Annotated in this window: 19 protein-coding genes; 7 read left to right on the forward strand and 12 right to left on the reverse strand. The window is 68.8% G+C overall.

The window, feature by feature from the left end:
* Positions 1 to 40: 40 nt before the first annotated feature.
* The 3 genes from G6N07_RS00280 to trmB are packed head-to-tail and all read right to left on the reverse strand — an operon-like array spanning position 41 to position 4,858.
* Entirely contained in the window at positions 41 to 3,316 is a 3,276-nt protein-coding gene (locus tag G6N07_RS00280) for an MMPL family transporter (protein ID WP_085192682.1), read from the reverse strand.
* Between the two features lie 46 nt (positions 3,317 to 3,362).
* Positions 3,363 to 4,049, reverse strand: a complete 687-nt coding sequence (locus tag G6N07_RS00285; RefSeq protein WP_085192683.1) for an NYN domain-containing protein — start codon at positions 4,047 to 4,049, stop codon at positions 3,363 to 3,365.
* A complete protein-coding gene (trmB, locus tag G6N07_RS00290; protein WP_085192684.1) occupies positions 4,046 to 4,858 on the reverse strand; it encodes a tRNA (guanosine(46)-N7)-methyltransferase TrmB in 813 nt (270 codons plus the stop codon). The genes G6N07_RS00285 and trmB overlap by 4 nt, the downstream gene beginning before the upstream one ends.
* A gap of 106 nt (positions 4,859 to 4,964) precedes the next feature.
* Between trmB and G6N07_RS00295 the strand changes: the two genes are divergently transcribed.
* The 3 genes from G6N07_RS00295 to G6N07_RS00305 all read left to right on the forward strand — a co-directional run bounded on the left by G6N07_RS00295 (position 4,965) and on the right by G6N07_RS00305 (position 9,542).
* On the forward strand, positions 4,965 to 5,996 hold the full coding sequence (locus G6N07_RS00295) for a hypothetical protein (RefSeq protein ID WP_085192685.1): 1,032 nt from the start codon (positions 4,965 to 4,967) through the stop codon (positions 5,994 to 5,996).
* Positions 5,993 to 7,486 (forward strand): hypothetical protein, encoded by a 1,494-nt coding sequence (locus tag G6N07_RS00300; protein WP_085192686.1) that lies wholly within the window; start codon positions 5,993 to 5,995, stop codon positions 7,484 to 7,486. The genes G6N07_RS00295 and G6N07_RS00300 overlap by 4 nt, the downstream gene beginning before the upstream one ends.
* 229 nt (positions 7,487 to 7,715) lie before the next feature.
* Entirely contained in the window at positions 7,716 to 9,542 is a 1,827-nt protein-coding gene (locus tag G6N07_RS00305; RefSeq protein WP_085192731.1) for a phosphoenolpyruvate carboxykinase (GTP), read from the forward strand.
* A gap of 39 nt (positions 9,543 to 9,581) precedes the next feature.
* On the opposite strand, the gene G6N07_RS00310 is transcribed toward G6N07_RS00305, so the two are convergent.
* Both G6N07_RS00310 and G6N07_RS00315 read right to left on the reverse strand, forming a co-directional pair.
* Positions 9,582 to 10,319, reverse strand: coding sequence for a GntR family transcriptional regulator (locus G6N07_RS00310; protein WP_085192687.1), 738 nt, complete (start codon positions 10,317 to 10,319; stop codon positions 9,582 to 9,584).
* Positions 10,320 to 10,328: 9 nt separating this feature from the next.
* Positions 10,329 to 11,486, reverse strand: a complete 1,158-nt coding sequence (locus tag G6N07_RS00315; RefSeq protein WP_085192688.1) for an acyl-CoA dehydrogenase family protein — start codon at positions 11,484 to 11,486, stop codon at positions 10,329 to 10,331.
* A gap of 32 nt (positions 11,487 to 11,518) precedes the next feature.
* Between G6N07_RS00315 and G6N07_RS00320 the strand changes: the two genes are divergently transcribed.
* Positions 11,519 to 12,562, forward strand: coding sequence for a hotdog family protein (locus G6N07_RS00320; RefSeq protein ID WP_085192689.1), 1,044 nt, complete (start codon positions 11,519 to 11,521; stop codon positions 12,560 to 12,562).
* Between the two features lie 54 nt (positions 12,563 to 12,616).
* On the opposite strand, the gene G6N07_RS00325 is transcribed toward G6N07_RS00320, so the two are convergent.
* Positions 12,617 to 13,489 (reverse strand): potassium channel family protein, encoded by an 873-nt coding sequence (locus G6N07_RS00325; protein ID WP_085192690.1) that lies wholly within the window; start codon positions 13,487 to 13,489, stop codon positions 12,617 to 12,619.
* A gap of 118 nt (positions 13,490 to 13,607) precedes the next feature.
* Entirely contained in the window at positions 13,608 to 15,920 is a 2,313-nt protein-coding gene (gene aceA, locus G6N07_RS00330) for an isocitrate lyase ICL2 (protein ID WP_099050304.1), read from the reverse strand.
* Between the two features lie 21 nt (positions 15,921 to 15,941).
* Between aceA and G6N07_RS00335 the strand changes: the two genes are divergently transcribed.
* From G6N07_RS00335 to G6N07_RS00345, 3 genes are all read left to right on the forward strand, one after another.
* On the forward strand, positions 15,942 to 16,151 hold the full coding sequence (locus tag G6N07_RS00335) for a hypothetical protein (protein WP_133055581.1): 210 nt from the start codon (positions 15,942 to 15,944) through the stop codon (positions 16,149 to 16,151).
* Positions 16,152 to 16,188: 37 nt separating this feature from the next.
* Positions 16,189 to 16,524, forward strand: coding sequence for a DUF8129 domain-containing protein (locus tag G6N07_RS00340; RefSeq protein ID WP_163784023.1), 336 nt, complete (start codon positions 16,189 to 16,191; stop codon positions 16,522 to 16,524).
* A gap of 207 nt (positions 16,525 to 16,731) precedes the next feature.
* Positions 16,732 to 16,977: a hypothetical protein gene (locus G6N07_RS00345; RefSeq protein WP_085192691.1), complete on the forward strand. Its 246-nt coding sequence runs from the start codon at positions 16,732 to 16,734 to the stop codon at positions 16,975 to 16,977.
* Between the two features lie 4 nt (positions 16,978 to 16,981).
* Here the strand turns inward: G6N07_RS00345 and G6N07_RS00350 are convergent, their stop codons facing one another.
* From G6N07_RS00350 to G6N07_RS00370, 5 genes are all read right to left on the reverse strand, one after another.
* The gene (locus G6N07_RS00350; protein ID WP_085192692.1) at positions 16,982 to 17,812 is read right to left on the reverse strand and encodes a DUF1206 domain-containing protein; all 831 of its coding nucleotides are present in this window, start codon (positions 17,810 to 17,812) and stop codon (positions 16,982 to 16,984) included.
* A 14-nt stretch (positions 17,813 to 17,826) separates the two neighbouring features.
* A complete protein-coding gene (locus tag G6N07_RS00355) occupies positions 17,827 to 18,021 on the reverse strand; it encodes a CsbD family protein (RefSeq protein ID WP_085192693.1) in 195 nt (64 codons plus the stop codon).
* A gap of 267 nt (positions 18,022 to 18,288) precedes the next feature.
* Positions 18,289 to 19,299 (reverse strand): acyl-CoA dehydrogenase family protein, encoded by a 1,011-nt coding sequence (locus tag G6N07_RS00360; protein ID WP_085192694.1) that lies wholly within the window; start codon positions 19,297 to 19,299, stop codon positions 18,289 to 18,291.
* Between the two features lie 124 nt (positions 19,300 to 19,423).
* On the reverse strand, positions 19,424 to 20,581 hold the full coding sequence (locus tag G6N07_RS00365; protein ID WP_085192695.1) for an acyl-CoA dehydrogenase family protein: 1,158 nt from the start codon (positions 20,579 to 20,581) through the stop codon (positions 19,424 to 19,426).
* A 78-nt stretch (positions 20,582 to 20,659) separates the two neighbouring features.
* Positions 20,660 to 21,421, reverse strand: a complete 762-nt coding sequence (locus G6N07_RS00370; protein ID WP_085192733.1) for a class I SAM-dependent methyltransferase — start codon at positions 21,419 to 21,421, stop codon at positions 20,660 to 20,662.
* Positions 21,422 to 21,468 lie beyond the last annotated feature (47 nt).

A 21,468-nucleotide genomic window follows, 5' to 3' on the forward strand; every position in this document is an offset into this window, starting at 1 on the left:
TCATCCCCGCGCGGCGAACTCGCCGCGGCGGAGTGCGCTCCTACATCCGGCCTTCGCGGCGCAGCAGATCGGCGGCGCTCATGCCTCCGCCGCGACGCTTGCGCTCCTCCAGGGTGTCGAGTTTCTCGGTCGAGTCCGGATCCTGCGGTGTCGGGATCTTCGTCGTGGCGTCATTCTCCTCCGGCTGAGCCGGACGCTGCACCGGGATGGCCGTCGTGGGCTCGTTACCTTCGGGCTCGGGCTGGGGCTGGGGCTCGGGCTCGGGCTTCGGTGCGCCGGCCCGCATGGCCGTCGTCGATTCGGCCGACGGCTGCGTCGGCCTGGTCGGCCGCGGCGGCTGGCCCCCGCCGGGAGCACCGCGCAGTTCACCGAGCCACGACTCGATCTCGCGCTCCTCGCGCTTCGGCGCCGGGCCGCTCGGCTGCTTAGCCCGCTGCGCCGCCGCACCGCGCACCGCGTTCTTCGCCATCGACAGCCGCGTGGTCGGCGGTTCCTGCCCCGGGTTGGGCCGGTTCGTCGGGATCCTGCTGGTGCCCGCCGCCGAGGGGCCGTTCAGCCGCGGCGGACCGGGAGGAATGCGGGTGGGGCCGACACGGCCCTCGATGCCGGGGTGCGTCGGATCGTGCGGCGGACGTGGCCGCGGTGGCACCGGAGCACCGGCGCCGACGAGCGCCTGGTCGTCTGCCGGATCGCGCACCAACGGCCGTTTGCGCTCGTCGGGCAGCTCCGCTTCGCCGAGGCCGAGGCGCTCCTGGATCCGTTTCATCCAGCGCGGTGCCCACCAGCAGTCGTCGCCGAGCATCTTCATGATCGCCGGCACCAGAAACATCCGAATGATCGTTGCGTCCAGCAGCAGCGCGAGCAGCAGGCCGAACGCGAGGTACTTCATCATCACCAGATCGGAGAACACGAACGCACCGGCGACGACGGCCAGCACCAGCGCAGCACCGGTGATCAGCCGTCCCGTGGTGGCCGTGCCCACCCGGATGGCCTCGGCCGTGGACAGCCCGCGGGCGCGCGCCTCCACCATGCGGGAGACCAGGAAAACCTCGTAGTCGGTCGACAGACCCCAGATGACCGCGATGATCAGCCCGATCATCGGTGCCATCAGCGGCTGGGGCGTGTAGTTCATCAGCCCGGACCCGTGTCCGTCGACGAACATCCACGTCAGGATGCCCATCGTCGACCCCAACGTCAGGGCGCTCATCAACGCCGCCTTGATCGGCAGTACCAGCGACCCGAACGCCAGGAACATCAGGATCGTCGTCGTGACGATCAAGATCGTCACCATCAACGGCAGCCGGTCGAACAGGCTGTGGATACTGTCCTGCTCCAGGGCCGGCGTACCGCCGACCCACACGGAGACTCCGCGCGGTGGGGACAACGCTCGCAACTGTTCGATCTTGGTCGCGGCGTCGTTGCGGTTCTCCAGACCGTTCTGGATCACCCGCACCGACGGATCCTTCGATCCGCCCTCCTGGACCGACCGCTCCTGCCACATCTTCGACGGGTCGTTGTCGGGGTCGATGAAGCCGTCGATCGTCATCGCCTTGGCGCGCATGTCGGCAACCTGCTGATCGGTGACCGGCTCGTCGTTGTCGCTCTTGAGCACCAGGGTCAGCGGTTCTGTGCGGAATCCGGGGAAGCTGCGGTCGAAGTCCTCCTGAGCCAGCCGGACCGAGTTGTCCGGCGGCAGGTACTTCTCGCTGATGCCGCCGAGCGACAGCTGGCCCAGCGGGATGATCAGCAGGATCATCACGACGATGATCGGGAACGCGAACGTGCCCGGGCGTTTCATCACGTGTGTGACCAACTTGCCCCAGAAGCCCTGCTCGACCTCGGCGCGGGTCTTGGTTTTCTGGGTCTTCTCGGCCAACCAGTGCAGCCACCACACGATGGGGCGACGCGCCAGCGGCACGTACCGGGCCAACGCGAGGCCGAAGGTGACGATCACGAGGAACGCCACGATCCCGAGCAACATCCAGTAGACGCCGCTGCCGATGGTCCCGTTGCCCTCCAGCGCGATGATGCCGTAGGCCATGGCGCCGTACAGCGCGGTGTACCCGAGGACCAGACCGATCAGCGCCAGGTTGGCGCCCTGCTCACCCGTCTGTTTGATGCGCTTGCGGGCGATGTGGCCGAGCGCGATGCCCACCGGCGGTACGAGCAGCCCCAGCGGTATGGAGGCGACCGCCAGCGTGTTGGTCTTCTGGACCGACGGGTCGGACGCGACCGGATCAGGTTGCGCGAACTTGATCAGTGCCTTGACGCCCAGCGCATCGACCCGGGGTCCGAGGATCGCCAGGGCTGCGGCGAGGACGGTGATGGACAGGAGCGCCGCCAGCATCACCGAGGCGATGATCGCGTAGGTGATGGACTTGAGGAAGCCCTGCGGGAACAACAACAGCGGCACGGAGGAGGCGACCAGGATGACCGCGGAGAACATGATCGTGCGGCCGGAGGTCATGACCGTGCGGCGGACGGCCGCTTCGGTGTCGTAGCCCTCGGCGAGTTCCTCGCGGAACCGGCTGACCATGAACAAGCCGTAGTCCACGGCGATGCCCAGGCCCATGAGCGTCACCACCGGCTGGGCGAAGAAGTGCACGGGCATGAACTCCGCGAGCAGGCGCATGATGCCCAGCGCTCCGGCGATGGTGAGGCCGCCGATGACCCCGGGCAGCGCCGCGGCGATCACCCCGCCGAAGACGAAGAACAGCACCACACAGACCAGCGGGATGGCGGCGACCTCGGCGCGCCTCTGGTCCTCGCCGATGCTGCCGGTGAGCTCGCTGGCCAGCGGGTTGAGGCCGGCGAGCTGGATGTTGCCGTCGTTGATCTGCTGTAGGTACGGTTCGACGGCCTGGTAGTTCTTCAGGATCTCGTCGTCGGTGTCGCCCTTGAGCGGGATGCTGACGAACGTCTTGGACAGATCGGCCGTCTTCATCTGCTGTACGGTCTCGTTGGCGGTGTCGGGGGCCCGCAGCCACCCCACCCAGCTCACCACCTGCTCCGGGTGATCCTCGACGAGGGCGTCGAGCTCGCCGACGACCTCCCGCTGCCATTGGCGGTTGTCGACCGTCTCGCCGTCGGGCGGGGTCAGGATCGCGACGACGTGGCTGGTCCGGTCGCGGCCGTAGACCTCGTCACCGGTGACCGACGCCTGCACCGACTGGCTGCCCTCGTCGTAGAAGCCGCTCTGCGTGACGTTGTTACCGAGACTGATCCCGTAGATGCCGCCGCCGACGCACAGCGCCACCATGACACCGATCACGATGTACCGATATCGGTATACGTTTCGACCCCACCAGGCGAACACGCGAGCTCCTTACCAATTCATGTCGACCGCGCTGTGGCCACAGTTGTCACACACGCGAGGTCAGCAGCGCGGACAGCGGCCGGAACGGCTGCAACCATGCTCCCTGCTCAGGCAGCGAATCGAGGCCGATCCGCGGCAACGGCTCTCGGAAAACACCAGGAATGTCTTCCAGATCGACGAACTCCAAGGTATCCGACGCTAGCGCCCAGCTCGCGTGTTCGCGAAATCCGAGCACCTGCACGGGAATCCCCTGGCGGGCGATCTCTTCCAGCGGCAACCGGAACGCCTGACCGTCCGCCGAGGCCACCAGCACGGCAGCCAGCCCCTCGCGACGGCGCAGCGCGATGTGGTCCAGCATGTCGCTGTCGACGTCGCTGTCCTCGTCGATCTTGGGTTTGGCGAAGACGGCGAAACCGACGTTGCGCAGTGCCTCCACCCACGGCCTGACGACGTCGGCGCTGCCGGGCGCGATGTTGGTGAACACCGTCGCCTCGGGTTCGAGCGTGACGTCTTCGCGTCCGGTGGACAGGTCGGCGGTGCGGGTGAGCAACCAGCGGCCAAGCGCGTCGAAGCGGGGTCTATGCGCCGCGGTGGGCCTCCCACCGATGATCGAGCCGAGCCCCATATCGAGGTTCGGGGCGTCCCACACCAGCAGCACCCGCTGCGTTCCCGCGGGCGGACCCGCAGGCGGTGGCGGGGGCGCGAGCTGCGGAAGGTCCTCGGTGACGCTCATGGCGTTTTCTCCCAGAGCAGTTCGGTGACGTCGGGGCCCGCCAGGGCCTTGCGTTCGTATTTCGTCGCCGGGCGCTGCACCGAGATCGGCAGCTCGTCGGTCATCCTGACCCTGCGCAGGAGCGGTTCGGCGTCGCCGACGTCCGCGATGTGTTCGGCGTAACCCTGGTGGTCGGTGGCCGCGTGCAGGACGCCGCCGGGTCGTAACCGGTCGGCGATCAGCGCGACGGTCGCCGGCTGCAGCAGCCGGCGCTTGTGGTGGCGGGCTTTCGGCCACGGATCCGGGAAGAACACCCGCACACCGGTCAGAGAGTTGCTGGCGATCATGTACTCGAGCACGTCGACGCCGTCACCGCGGACCATCCTGATGTTGCGAACGCCGGCCCGGTCGATGCCGGTCAGCAGCTGGGCGAGGCCCCGCCGATAGACCTCGACCGCGATGACGTCGATGCCCGGTTCGTCCTGCGCCATTGCCAGCGTCGACGTGCCGGTACCCGAACCGATCTCCAGGACCAGGGGTGCGGCGCGACCGAACCACGCCGCGGTGTCCGGGGGAGCCGCCGGCCGCCCGTCGCGGTCGCGGGCCTCGGTGCCCAGCTCCGGCCAGAGCCGATCCCAGGTGTCCTGCTGCCCACCGGACAGCGCCGAACGCCGCGACCGGAAACTCGTCACCCGGCGGTGCCGCGGCGCTGAGGGGAAGTCCAGCGCCGGCCCGCCGGCGGGGTCGAGCGCCGGCCCGCCGGCGGGGTCGAGCGCCGGCCCGCCGGCGGGGTGGGACTCGGGCGCGTGCATCCGTCCATGGTGTCTCATCGCTGCCGGTGTACCCGCATCGTGGTACACATTGATACCCAACAGTTGCCTTCGGCTGGTATGCCAAAACATGCGCAAAACATGTGTGTGTGAAGCGCCCCGACAAATGCCACGATTTCCCCGGGACCCGCAAGCCGTGACGGGTCGACGGAGGGAGGGCGCAGCGATCACCGTCCCCGATTTCCATAACGTGCTGACACGGTTCGCGCAGGGATGCGGGGACCCCGCGGTGTCGGCGGTCGCCGCCCGGCTGGCGGTGCCGCTGCTGGTGGCCGTCAGCGGTCGCGCCGGGGTGGGCCGCACCACGCTGAGCCGCGCGTTGGCCGGTGCCGGAATCCGGACGGCTCTCGCTGGTGACGACCTCGGGGGGCTACCGGACGTCGCGGTGGTGGTCATCGCCGAGGCGGCGAAACCGGAGGACCGGTCCTCGGTGGCGGCGTGGCGCGACGCCGGGGTGCCGGTCGTGGTCGTGCGCAACAAGGCCGACCTCGCCGGCCGAGTACCGGCCGATGCGTTGCGGTGCCGGGTCGCCGACGTACCCGTGGAGCCTGCGGTCGCGGTCCTCGCCGCCGTCGACCTCGACCACGAGATGCTCACGGCACTGCGGACGCTGGCGGCGCACCCGGCCGACCTTCGGTCCGTGGACGCCTTCCTCGATACCGCCCACCCGCTGCCCGGTGACGTGCGCCTGCGGCTGCTGCGCGCCCTCGACCGGCGCGGCATCGCGCACAGCGTGCGTCTGCTGCGCGACGGTGCCGACCCCTTCGACCTGCCTGCGCTGCTGCGCGAGCTGAGTGCGATCCATCGGGTGCTCGACCGCATCGACGCACTGGCCGCGCCGGTGCGGTACCGCCGGGTGCGCGACGCGCTCACCGAACTGCAGGGCCTGGCCGCCGGCAACGACCGGCTCGCCGAGTTCCTGGCCGGCGACGACGCGGTGCTCGCGGTGATGACCGCGGCCGTCGACGTCGTACAGTCCGCCGGCATGGAGGTCGACCCGGGTGACGACGCCGCCGCTCACCTGCGCCGAGCGGTGCGGTGGCGCGGCTACGGCCGCGGGCCGGTGAGTCCGCTGCATCGCGCGTGCGCCGCCGACATCGCCCGCGGCTCGCTGCGACTGTTCGAGCGTCGCCGGTGACTGCTGCCCCCGATCCGATCGCTGCCCCCGACCCGGTCGCGGCCGCCGCCCTGGCCGCGCTCAGCTCGCCGGGGGTGCGCCGCAGCGATGCCGTCCTCGTCACCGGTCCATGGCTGGCCGGCGTCACCAGCCTGGTCGCGGTCCTGCGCGCCCGGCTGCCCGAGATGTCGTTCGTCGAGGCAGACGAACTACCCGTCGGCACCGCACCCGCCGCCGTGGTGTTCGCAGTCTCGGCGGTGTCTCCGCTTGCCGACTCCGACTGCGAACTGCTCGATCTGGCGGCCGATCACACCGACTGCGTCATCGGCGTCGTCACCAAAGTCGACGTCCATCTCGACTGGCGCGAGGTGATGGCCGCCGACCGCGAACTGCTCGGCGCGCGCCGTCGGCGCTTCGCCGGACTGCCATGGGTCGGTGTGGCGGCGGCCCCCGAAGAAGGCGATCCAGCGGTCGACGAGCTGGCCGACCTGCTGCACGACACCGTCGGCGACCCGGAGGTGATGCGGCGGAACCGGTTGCGCGCGTCGGAACGTCAACTCGAAAAGGTGATCGCGCGCTGTTGCGCAGACGGTGACGGCGCCGATCGGCAGGCACGGGTGTCGCTGTTGTGTTCCCAGCGGGAGGAGATCCGGCGAGAACGGCGGCTGGAGAAGTCGCAGCGCGCGATCGCCTTGCGCTCTCAAACCCAGCAAGCCCGCGTGCAGCTGGCGTACTTCGCGCGCAACAGGTGTGCGTCGGTGCGTGGCGAACTGCAGGAGGACATCGCCGAATTAGGCCGACGCCGGCTCGCCGCCTTCGAGCAGACGGTGCGGGGCCGTGCCGCCCAGGTGATGACCGAGGTCGACGAAGGCGTCACCACCCACCTCGCCGCCGTCCAGGCCGACCTGCGCCTGGACGCCGAGCTGCCGTCTTCGCCGCCGGTGAGGGTCCCCGACTTCGCCGGACCTCCGCTGCGGTCCCAGCGGCTCGAGACGCGGCTGATGATGCTGCTCGGGGCCGGCTTCGGTCTCGGTGTCGCGCTTGCGGTGAGCCGGCTGTTCACCGGCCTCGACCCCGGCCTTGCGGTCGCCGGTGTGCTCGCCGGGGGCGCCGCCGGACTGGCGGTGGCGCTGTGGGTGGTCGGCATCCGCGCTCTGCTGCATGACCGCGGCATACTCGACCGCTGGGTCGTCGAGGTCACCGCGACGCTGCGATCGGCGGCGGAGGAGGCGGTCGCCACCCGCGTGCTGGCCGCCGAGGCGGCCGTGACCGCTGCGCTGGCTGCCGAAGAAGAGGCCGCCGCGGCCGCCGCGGCCGCCAGGATCGCCGAGGTCGAGGCCGAACTGCGGGAACACGCGGCCGCCACCGCGCGCGCCGCCGCGCTGCGCGACCGTCGACTCCCGGGCTTGCAGCGCGCTCTTGAAGCCGTCCGCGTCGAGTTGTACGCCGATTCACCGGGCGAATTCACCGATGCACCCAAACGGAGTTCCGGGAGAACAGACGGTCACTGATCGTACGAGGCTTCTGTGCTTTCTGAATCGTTGCTTTCTGAATCGTTGCTTTCTGAATCGTTCTTGTGAGTCAACGGACACAGATCCGAATTCCTTCGGGTACGTCACCCACGTTAACCTCGGAAACAAGGGACGACCGTGATCGCCGTTGATCTCGTCATCGGCGGCGTCATCGTGGGCCTGCGTCCTGGGGAGAACCTAGTGCGGGAAGATGCAGGAGAATCACAAAATGACTTCAGCCACCATACCGGGCCTGGACACCGCTCCGACGAAACACGAGGGGCTGCTGGCCTGGGTTCGGGAGGTCGCCGAGCTGACGCAACCCGATCGTGTGGTGTTCGTCGACGGTTCCGCCGAGGAGTGCGCCCGACTCACCGAGCAGCTCGTCGAGGCCGGGACGTTCCATAAGCTCAACGACGAGAGGAAGCCCAACTCCTACCTGGCGCTGTCCGATCCCAAGGACGTCGCACGAGTGGAGTCGCGCACCTTCATCTGTACCGAACGCGAGGTCGACGCCGGTCCGACCAACAACTGGATGGACCCCGCCGAGATGCGCGGCATCATGATCGACCTGTACCGCGGCTGCATGCGGGGCCGCACCATGTACGTCGTCCCGTTCTGCATGGGTCCGCTCGACGCCGAGGACCCCAAGCTCGGTGTGGAGATCACCGACTCCGAGTACGTCGTCGTCTCGATGCGGACCATGACCCGCATGGGCCGGGCCGCGCTGGACAAGATGGGCACCGACGGTTTCTTCGTCAAGGCGCTGCATTCGCTCGGAGCGCCGCTGGAGCCCGGCCAGGCCGACGTGCCGTGGCCGTGCAACGACACGAAGTACATCACCCACTTCCCCCAGACCCGCGAAATCTGGAGCTTCGGCTCTGGGTACGGCGGCAACGCGCTGCTGGGCAAGAAGTGCTACTCGCTGCGCATCGCCTCGGCGATGGCGCACGACGAGGGCTGGCTCGCCGAGCACATGCTGATCCTCAAGCTGATCTCGCCGGAGAACAAGGCGTACTACATCGCGGCGGCGTTCCCTTCGGCGTGCGGTAAGACCAACCTCGCCATGCTGCAGCCCACCATCCCCGGCTGGCGCGCCGAGACCGTCGGCGACGACATCGCCTGGATGCGGTTCGGCAAGGACGGCCGGCTCTATGCCACCAACCCCGAGTTCGGCTTCTTCGGTGTGGCACCGGGAACCAACTGGAAGTCGAACCCGAACGCGATGAAGACGATCGCGGCGGGTAACACCGTGTTCACCAACGTCGCGCGGACCGACGACGGCGACGTGTGGTGGGAGGGCCTGGAAGGAGATCCGCAGCATCTGATCGACTGGAAGGGCAACGACTGGACGCCCGAGTCGGGGGAGAAGGCCGCACACCCGAACAGCCGCTACTGCACGCCGATCTCACAGTGCCCGACGCTCGCACCGGAGTGGGACGATCCGCAGGGCGTGCCGGTCTCGGCCATCCTGTTCGGCGGCCGCCGCAAGACGACGGTTCCGCTGATCACCCAGGCCCGCGACTGGCAGCACGGTGTCTTCATCGGCGCGACCCTCGGCTCCGAGCAGACGGCCGCCGCCGAGGGCGAGGTCGGCACGGTGCGCCGAGACCCGATGGCGATGCTGCCGTTCCTCGGCTACAACGTCGGTGACTATTTCCAGCACTGGATCGACATCGGCAAGAACGCCGACGAGTCGAAGATGCCCGCGGTGTTCTTCGTGAACTGGTTCCGCCGTGGCGACGACGGCCGCTTCCTGTGGCCGGGCTTCGGTGAGAACAGCCGCGTACTCAAGTGGGCCATCGAGCGCATCGAGCACAAGGCCGACGGGCGCACCACGCCGATCGGCATCGTGCCGACAGCCCAGGACCTCGACCTCGACGGCCTCGACGTCGATCCGGCGGACGTGGACGCCGCGCTCGCGGTCAGGCCCGACGAGTGGCGCGAGGAACTGCCGCTCATCGAGGAGTGGTTCGAGTTCGTCGGCGAGAAGCTGCCCACGGGCATTCGCGACGAGTTCGACGCACTCAAGCACCGGCTGGCCGAAGAGTCCTGACCTCTACAACTGGTGCGTGCGTGTCGGTCGGGGAGGCGGTCAGCCCGAGCGTCGCAACGTCACCCGGTAGGTGTACTGCTCGGGCAGGAAGTGACTGACCGACAGCTCGACGGGCCGGCCTGCGCTGTCCGAGTACAGCCGGTCGACACGCAGCATCGGATGCCCGCGCGGACACGCCACCGCTGCGGCGACCGCGTCGTCGGCGGGCGCGACGGTGATCGACTGTGCCGCTTCGGCGATCGGTTCCCCCAGGTGGCGTTCGAGGACTCCGATGACGGTGTGCGTGCTCACCGCGTCCGCTTGCAGCGCGGCGTCTCCGTCGACGTGCCGCGCGATCGACGGCGGCAGGTGAACCGTCGTCGACACGAACGGCACCCCGCCCCCGGGTGGCCCGTGCAACCGCCGGAACACCACGGTGTGCACCACGTCGTCGTCGAGGCGCAACCGGCTCGCGGCGGCCACGTCGACCCGGCGCGACAACCCGCGGACCACTTCCATCGTCGTATCCTGGGACAGGCTAATCAGATCCTCGATGGAGCCCAGCTGCCGGAGGTAGCGTCCCGGTTCCCGCGCATAGGTGCCCCGTCCGGGAACCCGGTATACCACCCCTTCGGCCACCAGGTCCTGGAACGCCCGGCGCACCGTTTGTCGCGACACCCCGTGTCGGGCAACGAGTTCGGATTCGGTAGGTAGCCGGAGGCCGTCACGGTATCGGCCGGCGGCGATTTCGCCACGCAGCTGGTCGCGCAGCAGCTGGTAGGCCGGCTCGGGCTTTATCGCGGGCTCCTAGACCCCGCCCCGGGCGACCAACTGGGCCGCGATCACGTTGCGCTGGATCTCATTGGTGCCCTCGCCGACGATCATCAGCGGGGCGTCGCGGAAGTAGCGCTCCACGTCGTACTCGGTGGAGTAGCCGTAGCCGCCGTGGATGCGGACGGCGTTGAGTGCGATCTCCATCGCGACCTCGGAGGCGAACAGCTTCGCCATGCCCGCCTCCATGTCGGCGCGCTCACCGCTGTCGTACCGTTCGGCGGCGTAACGAGTCAGCTGCCGCGCCGCGGTGAGCTTCGTCGCCATGTCCGCCAGGTAGTTCCCGATCGACTGGTGTTTCCAGATGGGTTGTCCGAAGCTCTCGCGCTCCTGGGCGTAGCGCAGCGCGTCCTCGAGCGCGGCCGTCGCCACCCCCAACGCCCGCGAGGCGACCTGGATGCGCCCGGTCTCGAGTCCCTTCATCATCTGCGCAAACCCCCGGCCGGGGTCTCCGCCGAGAATCGCCGTCGCCGGCACCCGGCAGTCGTCGAAGACAAGCTCGCAACTCTCGACGCCCTTGTAGCCCAGCTTGGGCAGATCCCGCGACACCGACAGCCCCGTCATGCCCTGATCGACGAGCACCACCGAGATCCCGCGGTGCCGGGGCGTGGCCGCCGGGTCGGTCTTGCACAGCAGCGCGATCAACCCTGATCGACGGGCGTTGCTGATCCAGGTCTTCGATCCGTTGATCACCAGACCACCGCCCTTGGCGGCCAGCGCGGTGGTGCTCATGTTCTGCAGATCGGAGCCGCCGCCCGGCTCGGTCAACGCCATGGTCGCGCGGATCTCTCCGCTCGCCATCGCAGGAAGATAGGCCCGCTTCTGCTCCTCGGTGCCGAACAGGGTGAGCAGTTTGGCGACGACGGTATGTCCACCCATCGCGCCCGCCAGGCTCATCCACCCGCGCGAGAGTTCCTGGGTGACCTCGACGTAGCAGGCGGTCGACACCGGGTAGCCGCCGTACTGCTCGGGGATCGCCAGCCCGTAGATGCCGATGCGCTTCATCTGCTCGATCCACGCCTCGGGGTATTCGTCGGCGTGCTCGACGTCGCGCACGGTGGGCTTGACCTCGCGGTCCACGAACGTGCGGACGGTGTCGACCAACATGGTCTCTTCGTCGTTCAACTGGCGCATGACTCCCCTTGTAAATGTACGGCCATATTGACATGGCTAAGCCGGCGCTGCCAGCATGTGCGGCTGTGACTTTGTACGGCCATATCGCCGGTGGCCCCTACTTCGACGACCTCGCGGTGGGGCAGGTGTTCGACTCGGCGCCGACGATGACGCTGTCGGCCGGTGCCGCCGCCGTGCACCAGTCCATTCTCGGCGACCGTCTGCGCTTGGCGCTCGACGCCGAACTCGCCGCCGCGGTCACGGGTGCGACTGCTCCGCTGGCCCACCCCGGCCTGGTGTGCGACGTGGCGATCGGCCAGTCGACGCTGGCGACCCAGCGGGTCAAGGCCAACCTGTTCTACCGGGGCCTGGCGTTCCACCGCTATCCCGTTCTCGGCGACAGTTTGTTCACCCGCACCGAGGTGGTCGGGCTGAAGCAAAACTCGGCGAGACCGGGCCGCGCCCCGACCGGGCTGGCTGCGTTGCGGATCACCACCGTCGACCAACTTGGGCGGCGGGTACTGGACTTCCACCGCTGCGCGATGCTGCCGTTGCGCGACGGCGCCGCCGACACCGGACACGCCGACGAGCTGTCGACCGTCGGCCCCGACACCCCGGTGCCCGACCCAACCGCGGCTTGGGATGCGCAGGCCTACCGCACCCGGGTGCCGTCGCCGTCGTTCGACACCGGGCTGGCCGGAGCGGTGCTGCACAGCACCGCCGACGTGGTCAGCAGCGCGCCCGAGCTGGCCCGGCTCACCCTCAACATCGCTGCCACACACCACGACTCACGTGTCGACTCACGTACCGCCGATGGTAGGCGGCTGGTTTACGGCGGGCACACCATCGGGTTGGCGCTGGCGCAGGCGACACGTCTGCTGCCGGACCTGGCGACGGTGCTGGCGTGGGAGTCCTGTGATCACACCGGCCCGGTGTACGAGGGCGACACGCTCTACAGCACCCTGCACGTCGACGCCGCGAGGCCCCTTGCCGGCGGCCGGGGTGGCGTGCTCGATCTGCGGACACTGGTCTACGCCGTCGACGAGCAGGCGGACCGGCCCGTGCTCGATTGGAGGTTCTCCGCCCTGCACTTCTGACCGCGAGCAGACACACTCGGAGTAGACCCGGCAGCACAGTCGAGGCCGACCGGTTCAACCGGTGTGGCGATGGTCGACGGCGTAGGCCCGTACGACGGTGTGGGTGTCGGCACCGAGTTGCAGGAACTCGCGGTCGAGCACTTCGGCCAGGCTGTCGACGGCGGTGGTCATCAGAAGTCCCGCCATCCGCAGCGGTGCCTGGTCGCTGGCGGTGGCCTCGGCAGCGAGCTGGGTGGCGTAGACCAGGGACGCCGCCAGAGATGCGTCGGCCTCCAGGTCGCGGAAGTAGTAGGTGGCGCTGTACTGGTTGAAGTCGTTGCGGGCTTCCACGATGCTGGCCGCCAGCGACGTCAGGACATCGACGGGGACACTGTCGATCGAAAGCCCCGGATCGGCCTCACGCGCCCGCCGGAGCGTCGACAGTTGCAGTGCCAGCACGCGCCGGCGGTGCAGTGCCGGATAGATCTCGAGCACCCAGGAGACCGCCGCGGTCAGCAGCATGAAGCCGAAGAGCGCTTCGACGGGAGCGGCCAGTCGCAGTGTCGCCGACGTCGGGACGACATCGCCGAACCCCAGCGTGGCGATGGTGACCAGCGACAGATACAGCGAGTCGAGGAATGCATGGCGCTGATTCGGATCCAGCTCGGAGCCGTACGCGAAACCTTCGGGCATCTGAGCCCAGTAGATGAGGGTCCAGCCGAGTACGGCGATCCCACCCCAGGCAAGTACCAACATGGCGATGCCGAACGGCCCCGTCAGCCCGGCCATTCGGCGCTGAGGGGGCATTTGACCCAGCAGCCGCCAGTTCAGCTTCATCACCATCGGCGCGATGCTGCCGTTGCCGACCGGATGGAACATCGTGTGAAACACATCCCGCACGATGAGGGCCACCAGCACGATGCCTATCACGGTCGCTGTCCACTGCATATAGGCGTCTCCTCGATGACCGGCCGCGCGTCCGCGTCGCTGTCCGTCCATCAAGTCCATCACGAGACCCGCTCGGGCGGCGGCTCAGCCTCGATGCGTGTCAGTCAGCCCGGAGGCGTCAGTCCTCCTTGCGGATCAGCCGCCCGAGCGCCTCGCGGTCCGACGCCAGGAGCTCCTCGATGCGCGAGCGGTTGACCTCGGCGACGATGATCTCTCCGACGTCCTTGTGCACATCGCTGAAGATGCCGTGCGACTTCATCTTCTCGGTCTGGTAGACGTTGTCCTCCGTCGGCGTCACGTAGTACACCGCGTCGGCCTTGAAGCGGTGTACGAGCCACAGGTGGATCAGTGTCATCAACCGCTTCTGGCGCAGTTTCTCGGCATAGGTGTTCTGGTCGCGCACCGTCAGGATGCTGCGGCCGTGCCGGTCCTTGATCGGATCGACCAGCACGTCGGCGAGTTTCTCCTCGCCGTCTTCGCGTTCGCCGTAGATGCCGAGTTCGAGCACCTCCCCGCCGGCCCGCCGGGGACGTAGCTGCACCCGCAGCTTTTCGCCGAGCTGGTAGTGCTCGCTCCACAGGGCGAGCCATTCCTCGAGCAGTTTCTTGGGAACCTCCGTCTGCACCAGGTGCTGATGCTGGGTGGAACCCTTGCCCATCGCCTTGGTGGTGGCCGTGCGGCCGGACGACGCGAGCAGCGCCGCATCGCTGCGGGGCCCGCCGACCAGGGTCTGCGGGGTGCGGTAGGGCGACTCGACCAGGCGCATCTTGCGCTGCAGACGGGCCAGCGCGAGCATTCCGTCCTGGCGCAGGGCGGTGGCGAACTCCTCGGCGGCGACGCCGTCGACCTGGTGTCCGCCGTAGGTGATGAAGTTGAAGACGAAGCCCATCTTCCCCAGTTCCTGGGGGAACGCCCGCATGTCGTCGTCGGTCATACCGGTGGTGTCCCAGTTGAACGACGGGGACAGGTTGTAGGCCAGCATCTTGTCGGGGAACTCGGCGTGGATCGCCTCGGCGAACTCCCTGGCGTCGGCGAGGTCGGCGGTCTTGGTCTCCATCCACAGGATGTCGGCGAACGGCGCGGCGGCCAGCTGTTTGGCGATCGCGTACGGAATGCCCCCGCGGAGTTGGTAATAGCCCTCGGGCGTCTTGGCGAGCTCACAGTCCCATTCGACGTCGACTCCCAATTCGCGGGCCTTCTTCCCGGCGGTGTACAGCGATGCCCGCTTGGCGAAATGCTGCCACTCGTCGACGCCCATCCCGTACGCCTCGCCGTCGCGTTCGGCGAACTGCAGCCGGGCGGCCACCGCCTCGGCGTACGTCTTGAGCCCGGCGTCCTCTTCCCACGCGGCGATGAACTGCGATTCGACGTCGTCGTAGAGCGCGTCGTTGCCGGGGTCGCCGTCGGACCGCCACTGGTCGGCCGCCTTGGCGATGACGTCGGCCAAGCCGTGACGTTGCAGCCAGGCGCGCGCCGTGTCGTATTCCCCGTCGGGCAGCCAGTAGAGCAGGTGGCCGTTGAGCGCGGAGACTCCCGCGTCGTAGAAACTGCGCATCATCGCCAGGAAGCACGACTTGTACGACGGGATGGACAGATTCGTCGCGCCGAGCAGGAACGGCTGGTCGCGTTCGTCGGCGCGGCTGTCGATCAGGTTCGCGGCCTCGGCGTCGGTGCGGGCGACGACGATGCCCGGCACGCCCATGATGTCGAGCTGGAACCGGGCGGTGTTGAGACGTTTGATCTGTTCGTCCGACGGCACCAGCACCTTGCCGCCCTGATGTCCGCACTTCTTGGTGCCCGGGCGCTGATCTTCGATGTGGTATCCGGGCACCCCGGCCTCGACGAACCGCCGGATCAGGTTGCGGATGTGGGGATCACCGCCGTGACCGGTGTCGGCGTCGGCGATGATGAACGGCCGGAAGTCGACGGGAGGCCCCGCTGCCGCCAGTTGCTGGCTGTTCATCCGCAATCGCAAGTAGTGCTGGTTGCGGTCGGCGGTCAGCAGTGCGCGCACCAGACCGGCGGCCTCGTCGGGCACCTGGCTCAGCGGGTAGCTGGCCAGATCGGGACCTGGATCCTCGTCGGTGGACCCTTTGGCCGAGGTGGCCCAACCACCGAGGTAGATGCCCTCGATGCCGACCCGTTTCATGGTCACGGCCTGGCCGGGGGAGTAGGGGCCGAAGGTCGTGATGCTCTTGGACTGGTCGAACAGTTCACGAAGGCGCGGGTAAAACGCCTTCGCGGCCTCCCGTGCCACGGTGTAGTCGACGGGGATCGTGCCGCGCTGTTCGACGACCTGCCGGGCCGTGTAGAGCCGCGTGATGCCCTCGAAGCGCGAGCTGTCGAAATAGCGCTGAGTGTCGGCGACCTCCTGGTCGAAGGCCGTGACGGCCTGCGCTGGCGTCGCCTGAGATTCCGTGTCGATGGTCACCGTGGCGCTCCTCGTTGAGCCGTGTGCGTCGAGGACCCGGAATTCGGGACCTTCCATATGCCCGACGATACGACGGTCGGCTTCCCGAAGTCGTTACGTTGGACCAATGACGAAAGAAAGATGAAGCTCACCGGATTCACCGCACTGGTGACCGGAGCCAGCGGCGGCATCGGCGAGGAGGTCGAAGCAACGCTGGCCCGACCCAGCGTGCCCGAGCTTACCAACCGCTGACTGGTTACCGTGCCGCCACGGTGGGCACCCATGGCGTATGGCTAACCGTGACGACCTCCCGCTGAGGGACTACGACCAGCTGGCGCTGCCCGATCTGCGGCATCGCATCCGATCACTCGACGAACCCCAGTTGCGATCGCTGTTCGACCACGAGACCGAGCACGGCAACCGCATCCCGGTGCTCGAGGTCCTCCACGCCCGGCTCCAGGAACTGCACGACGGTGCGGAGCCGTCGGGCGGTGACCAGTCCAACGCCCCCGGCGTGACTGGGACCCCGGGCGGCTCGCAGGTCCAGGAGTCGACGGCGGCCCGGTCGAACACGCCGCTGCGGCACGGCGTCGCGTACCAGACGCCGACGCGAGGGAAACCCTGAGGAACCGCGGAAGACTCCCGCCGGCTCTCCGCGGTGGCGGGCCGATACCGGGAAACGGATCTGGGCGCCCCGCAACCATTTCGGCCACCGTCGGTGAGCGCCGGTGTCGCGGCCCGGCGGCCACCCGTAGCTCGTTGCGCTCACCACGATGATCATCGACGCGTGACGACATGTTTTTCCAGCGCCGCTCGCGGGCACAGTGTCGGCATGGACAAGGTGACTCGGCTCCGGCACGCCCAACAGCGACTCCTCAAGGTGCAGAGGCGGCTGTGGCTTGCGCAGCTCGCAATGTGGCCGACGCTGATCGTCACCGGGGTGGTCACCGTCGCCGGCGCGGTGTGGCTGCTGCGCAGGCGTTCCGCCGGGGGACGGCACGAACTGCCGGAGTCGCCCGGTGCGCATCGGGTCGAGACCGCCGCAGAACACGACGGGCAGGGCATGGTTCCGAGTTGAGCGCTCACATCCGCGCGTAGCGGGTGAGCGCGAAGCTGTACAGACCGTAGGCGGCGAAACCCGCCGCGGCGATCCCTATCAGCACCGGTCCGAACGGCATCTGCCCGAGCGCCTTGACGGCGCCGTCGAGCCCGGTGGCCTTCGACGGATCGGCCCGCACAGAGGCGACGACCACCAGCGCACCGGCGACCGCAAGCACCACACCCTCCGCGACGTGACCCGAGGCTCCGAGCACCGTGAGCAGTCGCCCACCGGAAATGTTGAGGTCGTCGCGGAACCGCCGCGAGGCACCCTTGAACGCGAAGTAGCAGCCCACCGCCGTGACGCCGAGGCCGATCAGGGCGAGCGCCGCCTTACCCTCCGGCGTGCGCATCAGCCAGGTGCTCAGCCCGACGGTCCGCTGCGCGCTGGAATCGCGGCTGCCGAGCGCGAACTGCACGGCCATCGCCGCCACCGCGGCGTACAGCACCCCGAGTCCGAGCGCCTTGAGCCGGTTGACCATCAGGAAGTCGTCGGGGTTAGGGTTGGGCTGGTGGTGCTCAGTGGGATGCAGCCCGAGAACGGTTTCCGCCAGCCGCCACAGCGTCAGCGGCACCAACGCCACCGCGACCCCCCACAGCGCCAGGAACCCACCGTGGGTCTGCGCGAGGGTGGCCAGTGCACCGGACTGGTCCGCGTCGCCGCTGCCCGACCCGATCGCGATGCGAAAGATGATGTAGGCGATCAGCAGATGCAGCATTCCGTTGATCAGATAGCCGACGCGGGCCGCGATCTGCGCGCCCCGTTGGTTCGTCGCACTGCGAACCGCACCGGCGGCGCCGGTCTCATCTGTCACCGAGGGTTGACCGGTCAGTACCCGCGGGGCCGCCGGCGGGAACGGAAGGCGTCCTTGACCTTCTCGCCGGCTCGCTTGAGGTGAGCGATCCGCTCGTCACTGCGACCCCGTGCCCGCATGTTCGGGTCGTCGATCGCGCTGCCCGTCGCAGCCCGCATGCGGCCCTGGATCTGCTGCATCTTGTTCCTCGCCTTGTCGCCGACACCCATGTCATCACCCTCGGATCTCGGTGCCCCGGTAGTCGAGACGCTCGAGAGGGGGTCTACCCGTTCCGAGTCGACTTCACCAGCATCGCCGACCTCAGTGCGGCCTCCCCACGGTGCCCCTCCCCACGGTGCCCCTCCCCACGGTGCCCCTCCCCACGGTGCCGCTTCCCCACGGTGCGCCGCCGCCGGGCGCAGTGAGCAGATTCGGCTCGACACCGCCGCCCAGCGCATCGACGAGGTGCTCGACAGCTAGCGAGGTGCTCGGCGGAGCTACGGCCCGACAAGCACATCCCACGGGTCGCCGGCGGACAATGCGAGCCGTCCCAGCTCGCGGGCGTGCCGAGCGGTGGGGCCGAAGTCGTCGACCCAACCGCGGGCTCGCATCGTGGACAGCCACAGGGGGTGTTCGACCGTGACGCCGATCGCCCCGTGCAACTGATGGGCGATCGTGGTGACCGGTTCGACGGCGCGCCCGACGGTCACTTTGGCAACGGTCACCGCATAGTGCGTTGCGGGCGCGCCGAATCCGTACTGGGCGGCCGCCGCGACGGCGAGCTCCGTGGTGGCGCGTGCACGTTCGACCTCGCCGGCCATGGCCGCGAGCGCATGCTGGACGGCCTGGAACTTGCTCAGTGACCGGCCGAACTGGACCCGATCACGGGTGTGGGTGGCGGTCAGGTCGGCGGCGGCGTCGAACGCGCCGACGGTCTGGACGCACCGTGCCCACGCGCCACGCCGCATCAACTCGTCGGTGAACGCCGGATCTAGCCGGACGCAGGCGTTCTCGGCGACGTCGACGGTGACCTCACCCCGTGGCTCACCGGCCAGGTCCATCCCGTCGACGATCACCGGATCGTCGAGCGCCGAAACGTAGAGGGCTTCGGCTGAGCGCACGGCAGCCACCACCGTCGCGTCACGCGGCCACGGCACCCGGTGTGCGGCACCGACGACCCGCCCGTCGCTGACCGTGCCCGCGCACACGGCCACGGTCAGCGGACCGGAAGCGGGTACGTCGACGCCGGCCTGACGGGCCAGCCATGCGGCCAGGAGATCGGTCTCGGCCGCCGGCACGGCGGCACTGCGCCGCGCGAGGCCGGCCAGCACGACCGCCGACTCGGCGGGTCCGGCGCCCTCTCCGGTGGTCAAGCGGCTCAGACCGGTCTCCTCGAGGTGGCGCCACAGAGCGGCGTCGAAGGTTTCCGGGCGGGTGCGCTGACCCATCCGCGCGTCATACGAGCGGCGCGCCAGATTGTCGACCAGGACGCGTAATTCGGCGCTCATCGGTGTCCTCGGCTCTTCGCGCAAGCGCTCATCGGTGCCCTCGGCTCTTCGCGCAAGCGCTCATCGGGGTTGTCGGCTGTTCGCGCAAGCGCTCATCGGTGCCCTCGGCTCTTCGCGCAAGCGCTCATCGCGCTCCCAGCCCGCGGGCCACCACGTCTCGTAACACCTCATTGGTCCCGCCGCGCAGGGTGAACAACGGGGAGTGCAGGCGGCCCGTGGCCAGCAAGCCGCGCAACCGGTCAGCCTCGGGCGCGTGCTCGTCGAGGTAGGTGAGCAGATCGGCGACGATCTCCACCGACTCCTGTTCGAATCTGGTGCCCAGGTCCTTCACCAACGCCGCCCTGGTGTTCGCGTCACGCCCTTCGGAGAGCTCACGCGCCACCGAGATCGACAGCTGCCGCAGCGATACCATTCGGGCCATCAGGTCGCCCACCTCGGCGGTGGTGCGCTCGTCGACGTCGCCACGCCCGAGGGCGGCCAGCGCCTCGAACACCAGCGTCGCCGTCGACAGGATCCGTTCCGGGCCGCTGCGCTCGAATCCAAGTTCGGCCGTCACCTGGCGCCATCCGTTCCCGATCTCACCGAGCACATCGGCGTCCGGGACGAACACCCCGTCGAACAGCACCTCGTTGAAGTGGTGTTCGCCGTTCATCAGCACGATCGGGCTGATCGTCACCCCGGGTGAGTCGGTCCGGACGATGAATTGGCTCAACCCGGCGTGCCGGTGGTCACGGTCGACGGGGGCCGTGCGCGCCAGCACCACGACCTGGTCGGCGACGTGGGCTCCGCTGGTCCACACCTTCGTCCCGTCGATCCGCCAGCCGCCGCGGACCTCGGTGGCGCGAGTGGCAACCGCCGCCAGGTCCGAACCGGCTCCGTGTTCGCTCATCCCGATCGCGGAGGACAACCGGCCCGCGGCGATGCGGGGCAGCAGTCGACGGCGCTGTTCCTCGCTGCCGTACGTCAGCAGTCCGGGCGCCACCTGCCGGTCGGCGATCCAGTGCGCGGCGACGGGCGCGCCGTGTGCCAGCAGTTCCTCGGTCACCACGTAGCGGTGCAGATGCCCGACCCCGTGCCCGCCGTACTCGGTGGGGATGGTCAGGCCGACGAACCCGGCCTCGGCCAGCCGCACGCTGAACTCCGGATCCCACGCCGCCAGCCAGCAGTCGACGGCCGGCTGCCAGCCGTACGCCGCGCGATCGGCGGCCAGGAACTCCCGGATCGACGTCCGCAACGTCGCCAGGCCGTCGTCGTTGGCGCACAGCGCCTCGAATTCACCCACTGGTGGTGAAGTGTAGTGAGCACGGTCTGTGCCATGGACTCACACCACCGATGGACGGCAAACCAGAATCTGTTGCAGTCAAGGCTGCAGCACCAGCACCTGATTGCTCACCACGAACTCCCGGAGACCGGGCACCGTGTTGGTCCACCATGCCCACCGCGGGTGGTAGCGGGGGAACGCGGCGATCAGAGCGCCGGTGCTCTCCGCCCACTGGAGGCCGTCGTGCACGGACACCGCGAACAGTGACGAACCGTAGTCGTTCTTCGGCCGACGTCCGTGTCTGCGGGTGTACCGCTCGGCAGCCCGAGCGCCGCCGAGGTAGTGCGTCAACCCCATTTCGTGCCCACCGAAGGGGCCCAGCCAGACGGTGTACGACAGCACGGCGAGCCCGCCGGGCCGGGTGACGCGCAGCATCTCGTTGCCCAGCCGCCAGGGATGGCGGACGTGTTCGGCGACGTTGGAGGACAAGCAGACGTCGACGCAGCCATCAGCGAATGGCAACGACATGCCCGAAGCCCGCACGTACCGGCCCGGGTGTGCGGTGGCCGCCGGGCCCGCATGCATCTCGCGAGGGTCCGGTTCGACGCCCACGTAGTCCATGCCGCGGCGGGTGAAGGCAGTGCCGAAGAAACCGGGTCCGCCGCCGACGTCGAGCACCGTACGGCGGCCCGGGGTCGTTGCGGTCGCTCCCTGCCACAGGTCGGCCACCATCGCGGCGGTGTCCTCGGCGAGCGCACCGTAGAATCGGGCCGGGTCGGACTGCTCGAAGCGGAATTCGCTGAGCAACCGGACCGATCGCCACAGCGTCGCGTGTCGGGCGAACAGCTCGGTAGCGGACACGCGACCGACCATACGCAGCGGTTAGCGGTTAGGCTGTCCGACCGGTT

The sequence above is a fragment of the Mycolicibacterium doricum genome, from assembly GCF_010728155.1.
Classification (GTDB): domain Bacteria; phylum Actinomycetota; class Actinomycetes; order Mycobacteriales; family Mycobacteriaceae; genus Mycobacterium; species Mycobacterium doricum.

Excerpts from the sequence above, each read along its gene's own strand:
- G6N07_RS00285 (WP_085192683.1), bottom strand. The coding sequence starts at position 4,049 with ATGAGCGTCACCGAGGACCTTCCGCAGCTCGCGCCCCCGCCACCGCCT.
- trmB (WP_085192684.1), bottom strand. The coding sequence starts at position 4,858 with ATGAGACACCATGGACGGATGCACGCGCCCGAGTCCCACCCCGCCGGC.
- G6N07_RS00295 (WP_085192685.1), top strand. The coding sequence starts at position 4,965 with ATGCCACGATTTCCCCGGGACCCGCAAGCCGTGACGGGTCGACGGAGG.
- G6N07_RS00305 (WP_085192731.1), top strand. The coding sequence starts at position 7,716 with ATGACTTCAGCCACCATACCGGGCCTGGACACCGCTCCGACGAAACAC.
- G6N07_RS00315 (WP_085192688.1), bottom strand. The coding sequence starts at position 11,486 with ATGCGCCAGTTGAACGACGAAGAGACCATGTTGGTCGACACCGTCCGC.
- G6N07_RS00320 (WP_085192689.1), top strand. The coding sequence starts at position 11,519 with ATGGCTAAGCCGGCGCTGCCAGCATGTGCGGCTGTGACTTTGTACGGC.
- G6N07_RS00325 (WP_085192690.1), bottom strand. The coding sequence starts at position 13,489 with ATGCAGTGGACAGCGACCGTGATAGGCATCGTGCTGGTGGCCCTCATC.
- G6N07_RS00340 (WP_163784023.1), top strand. The coding sequence starts at position 16,189 with ATGGCTAACCGTGACGACCTCCCGCTGAGGGACTACGACCAGCTGGCG.
- G6N07_RS00345 (WP_085192691.1), top strand. The coding sequence starts at position 16,732 with ATGGACAAGGTGACTCGGCTCCGGCACGCCCAACAGCGACTCCTCAAG.
- G6N07_RS00355 (WP_085192693.1), bottom strand. The coding sequence starts at position 18,021 with ATGGGTGTCGGCGACAAGGCGAGGAACAAGATGCAGCAGATCCAGGGC.
- G6N07_RS00360 (WP_085192694.1), bottom strand. The coding sequence starts at position 19,299 with ATGAGCGCCGAATTACGCGTCCTGGTCGACAATCTGGCGCGCCGCTCG.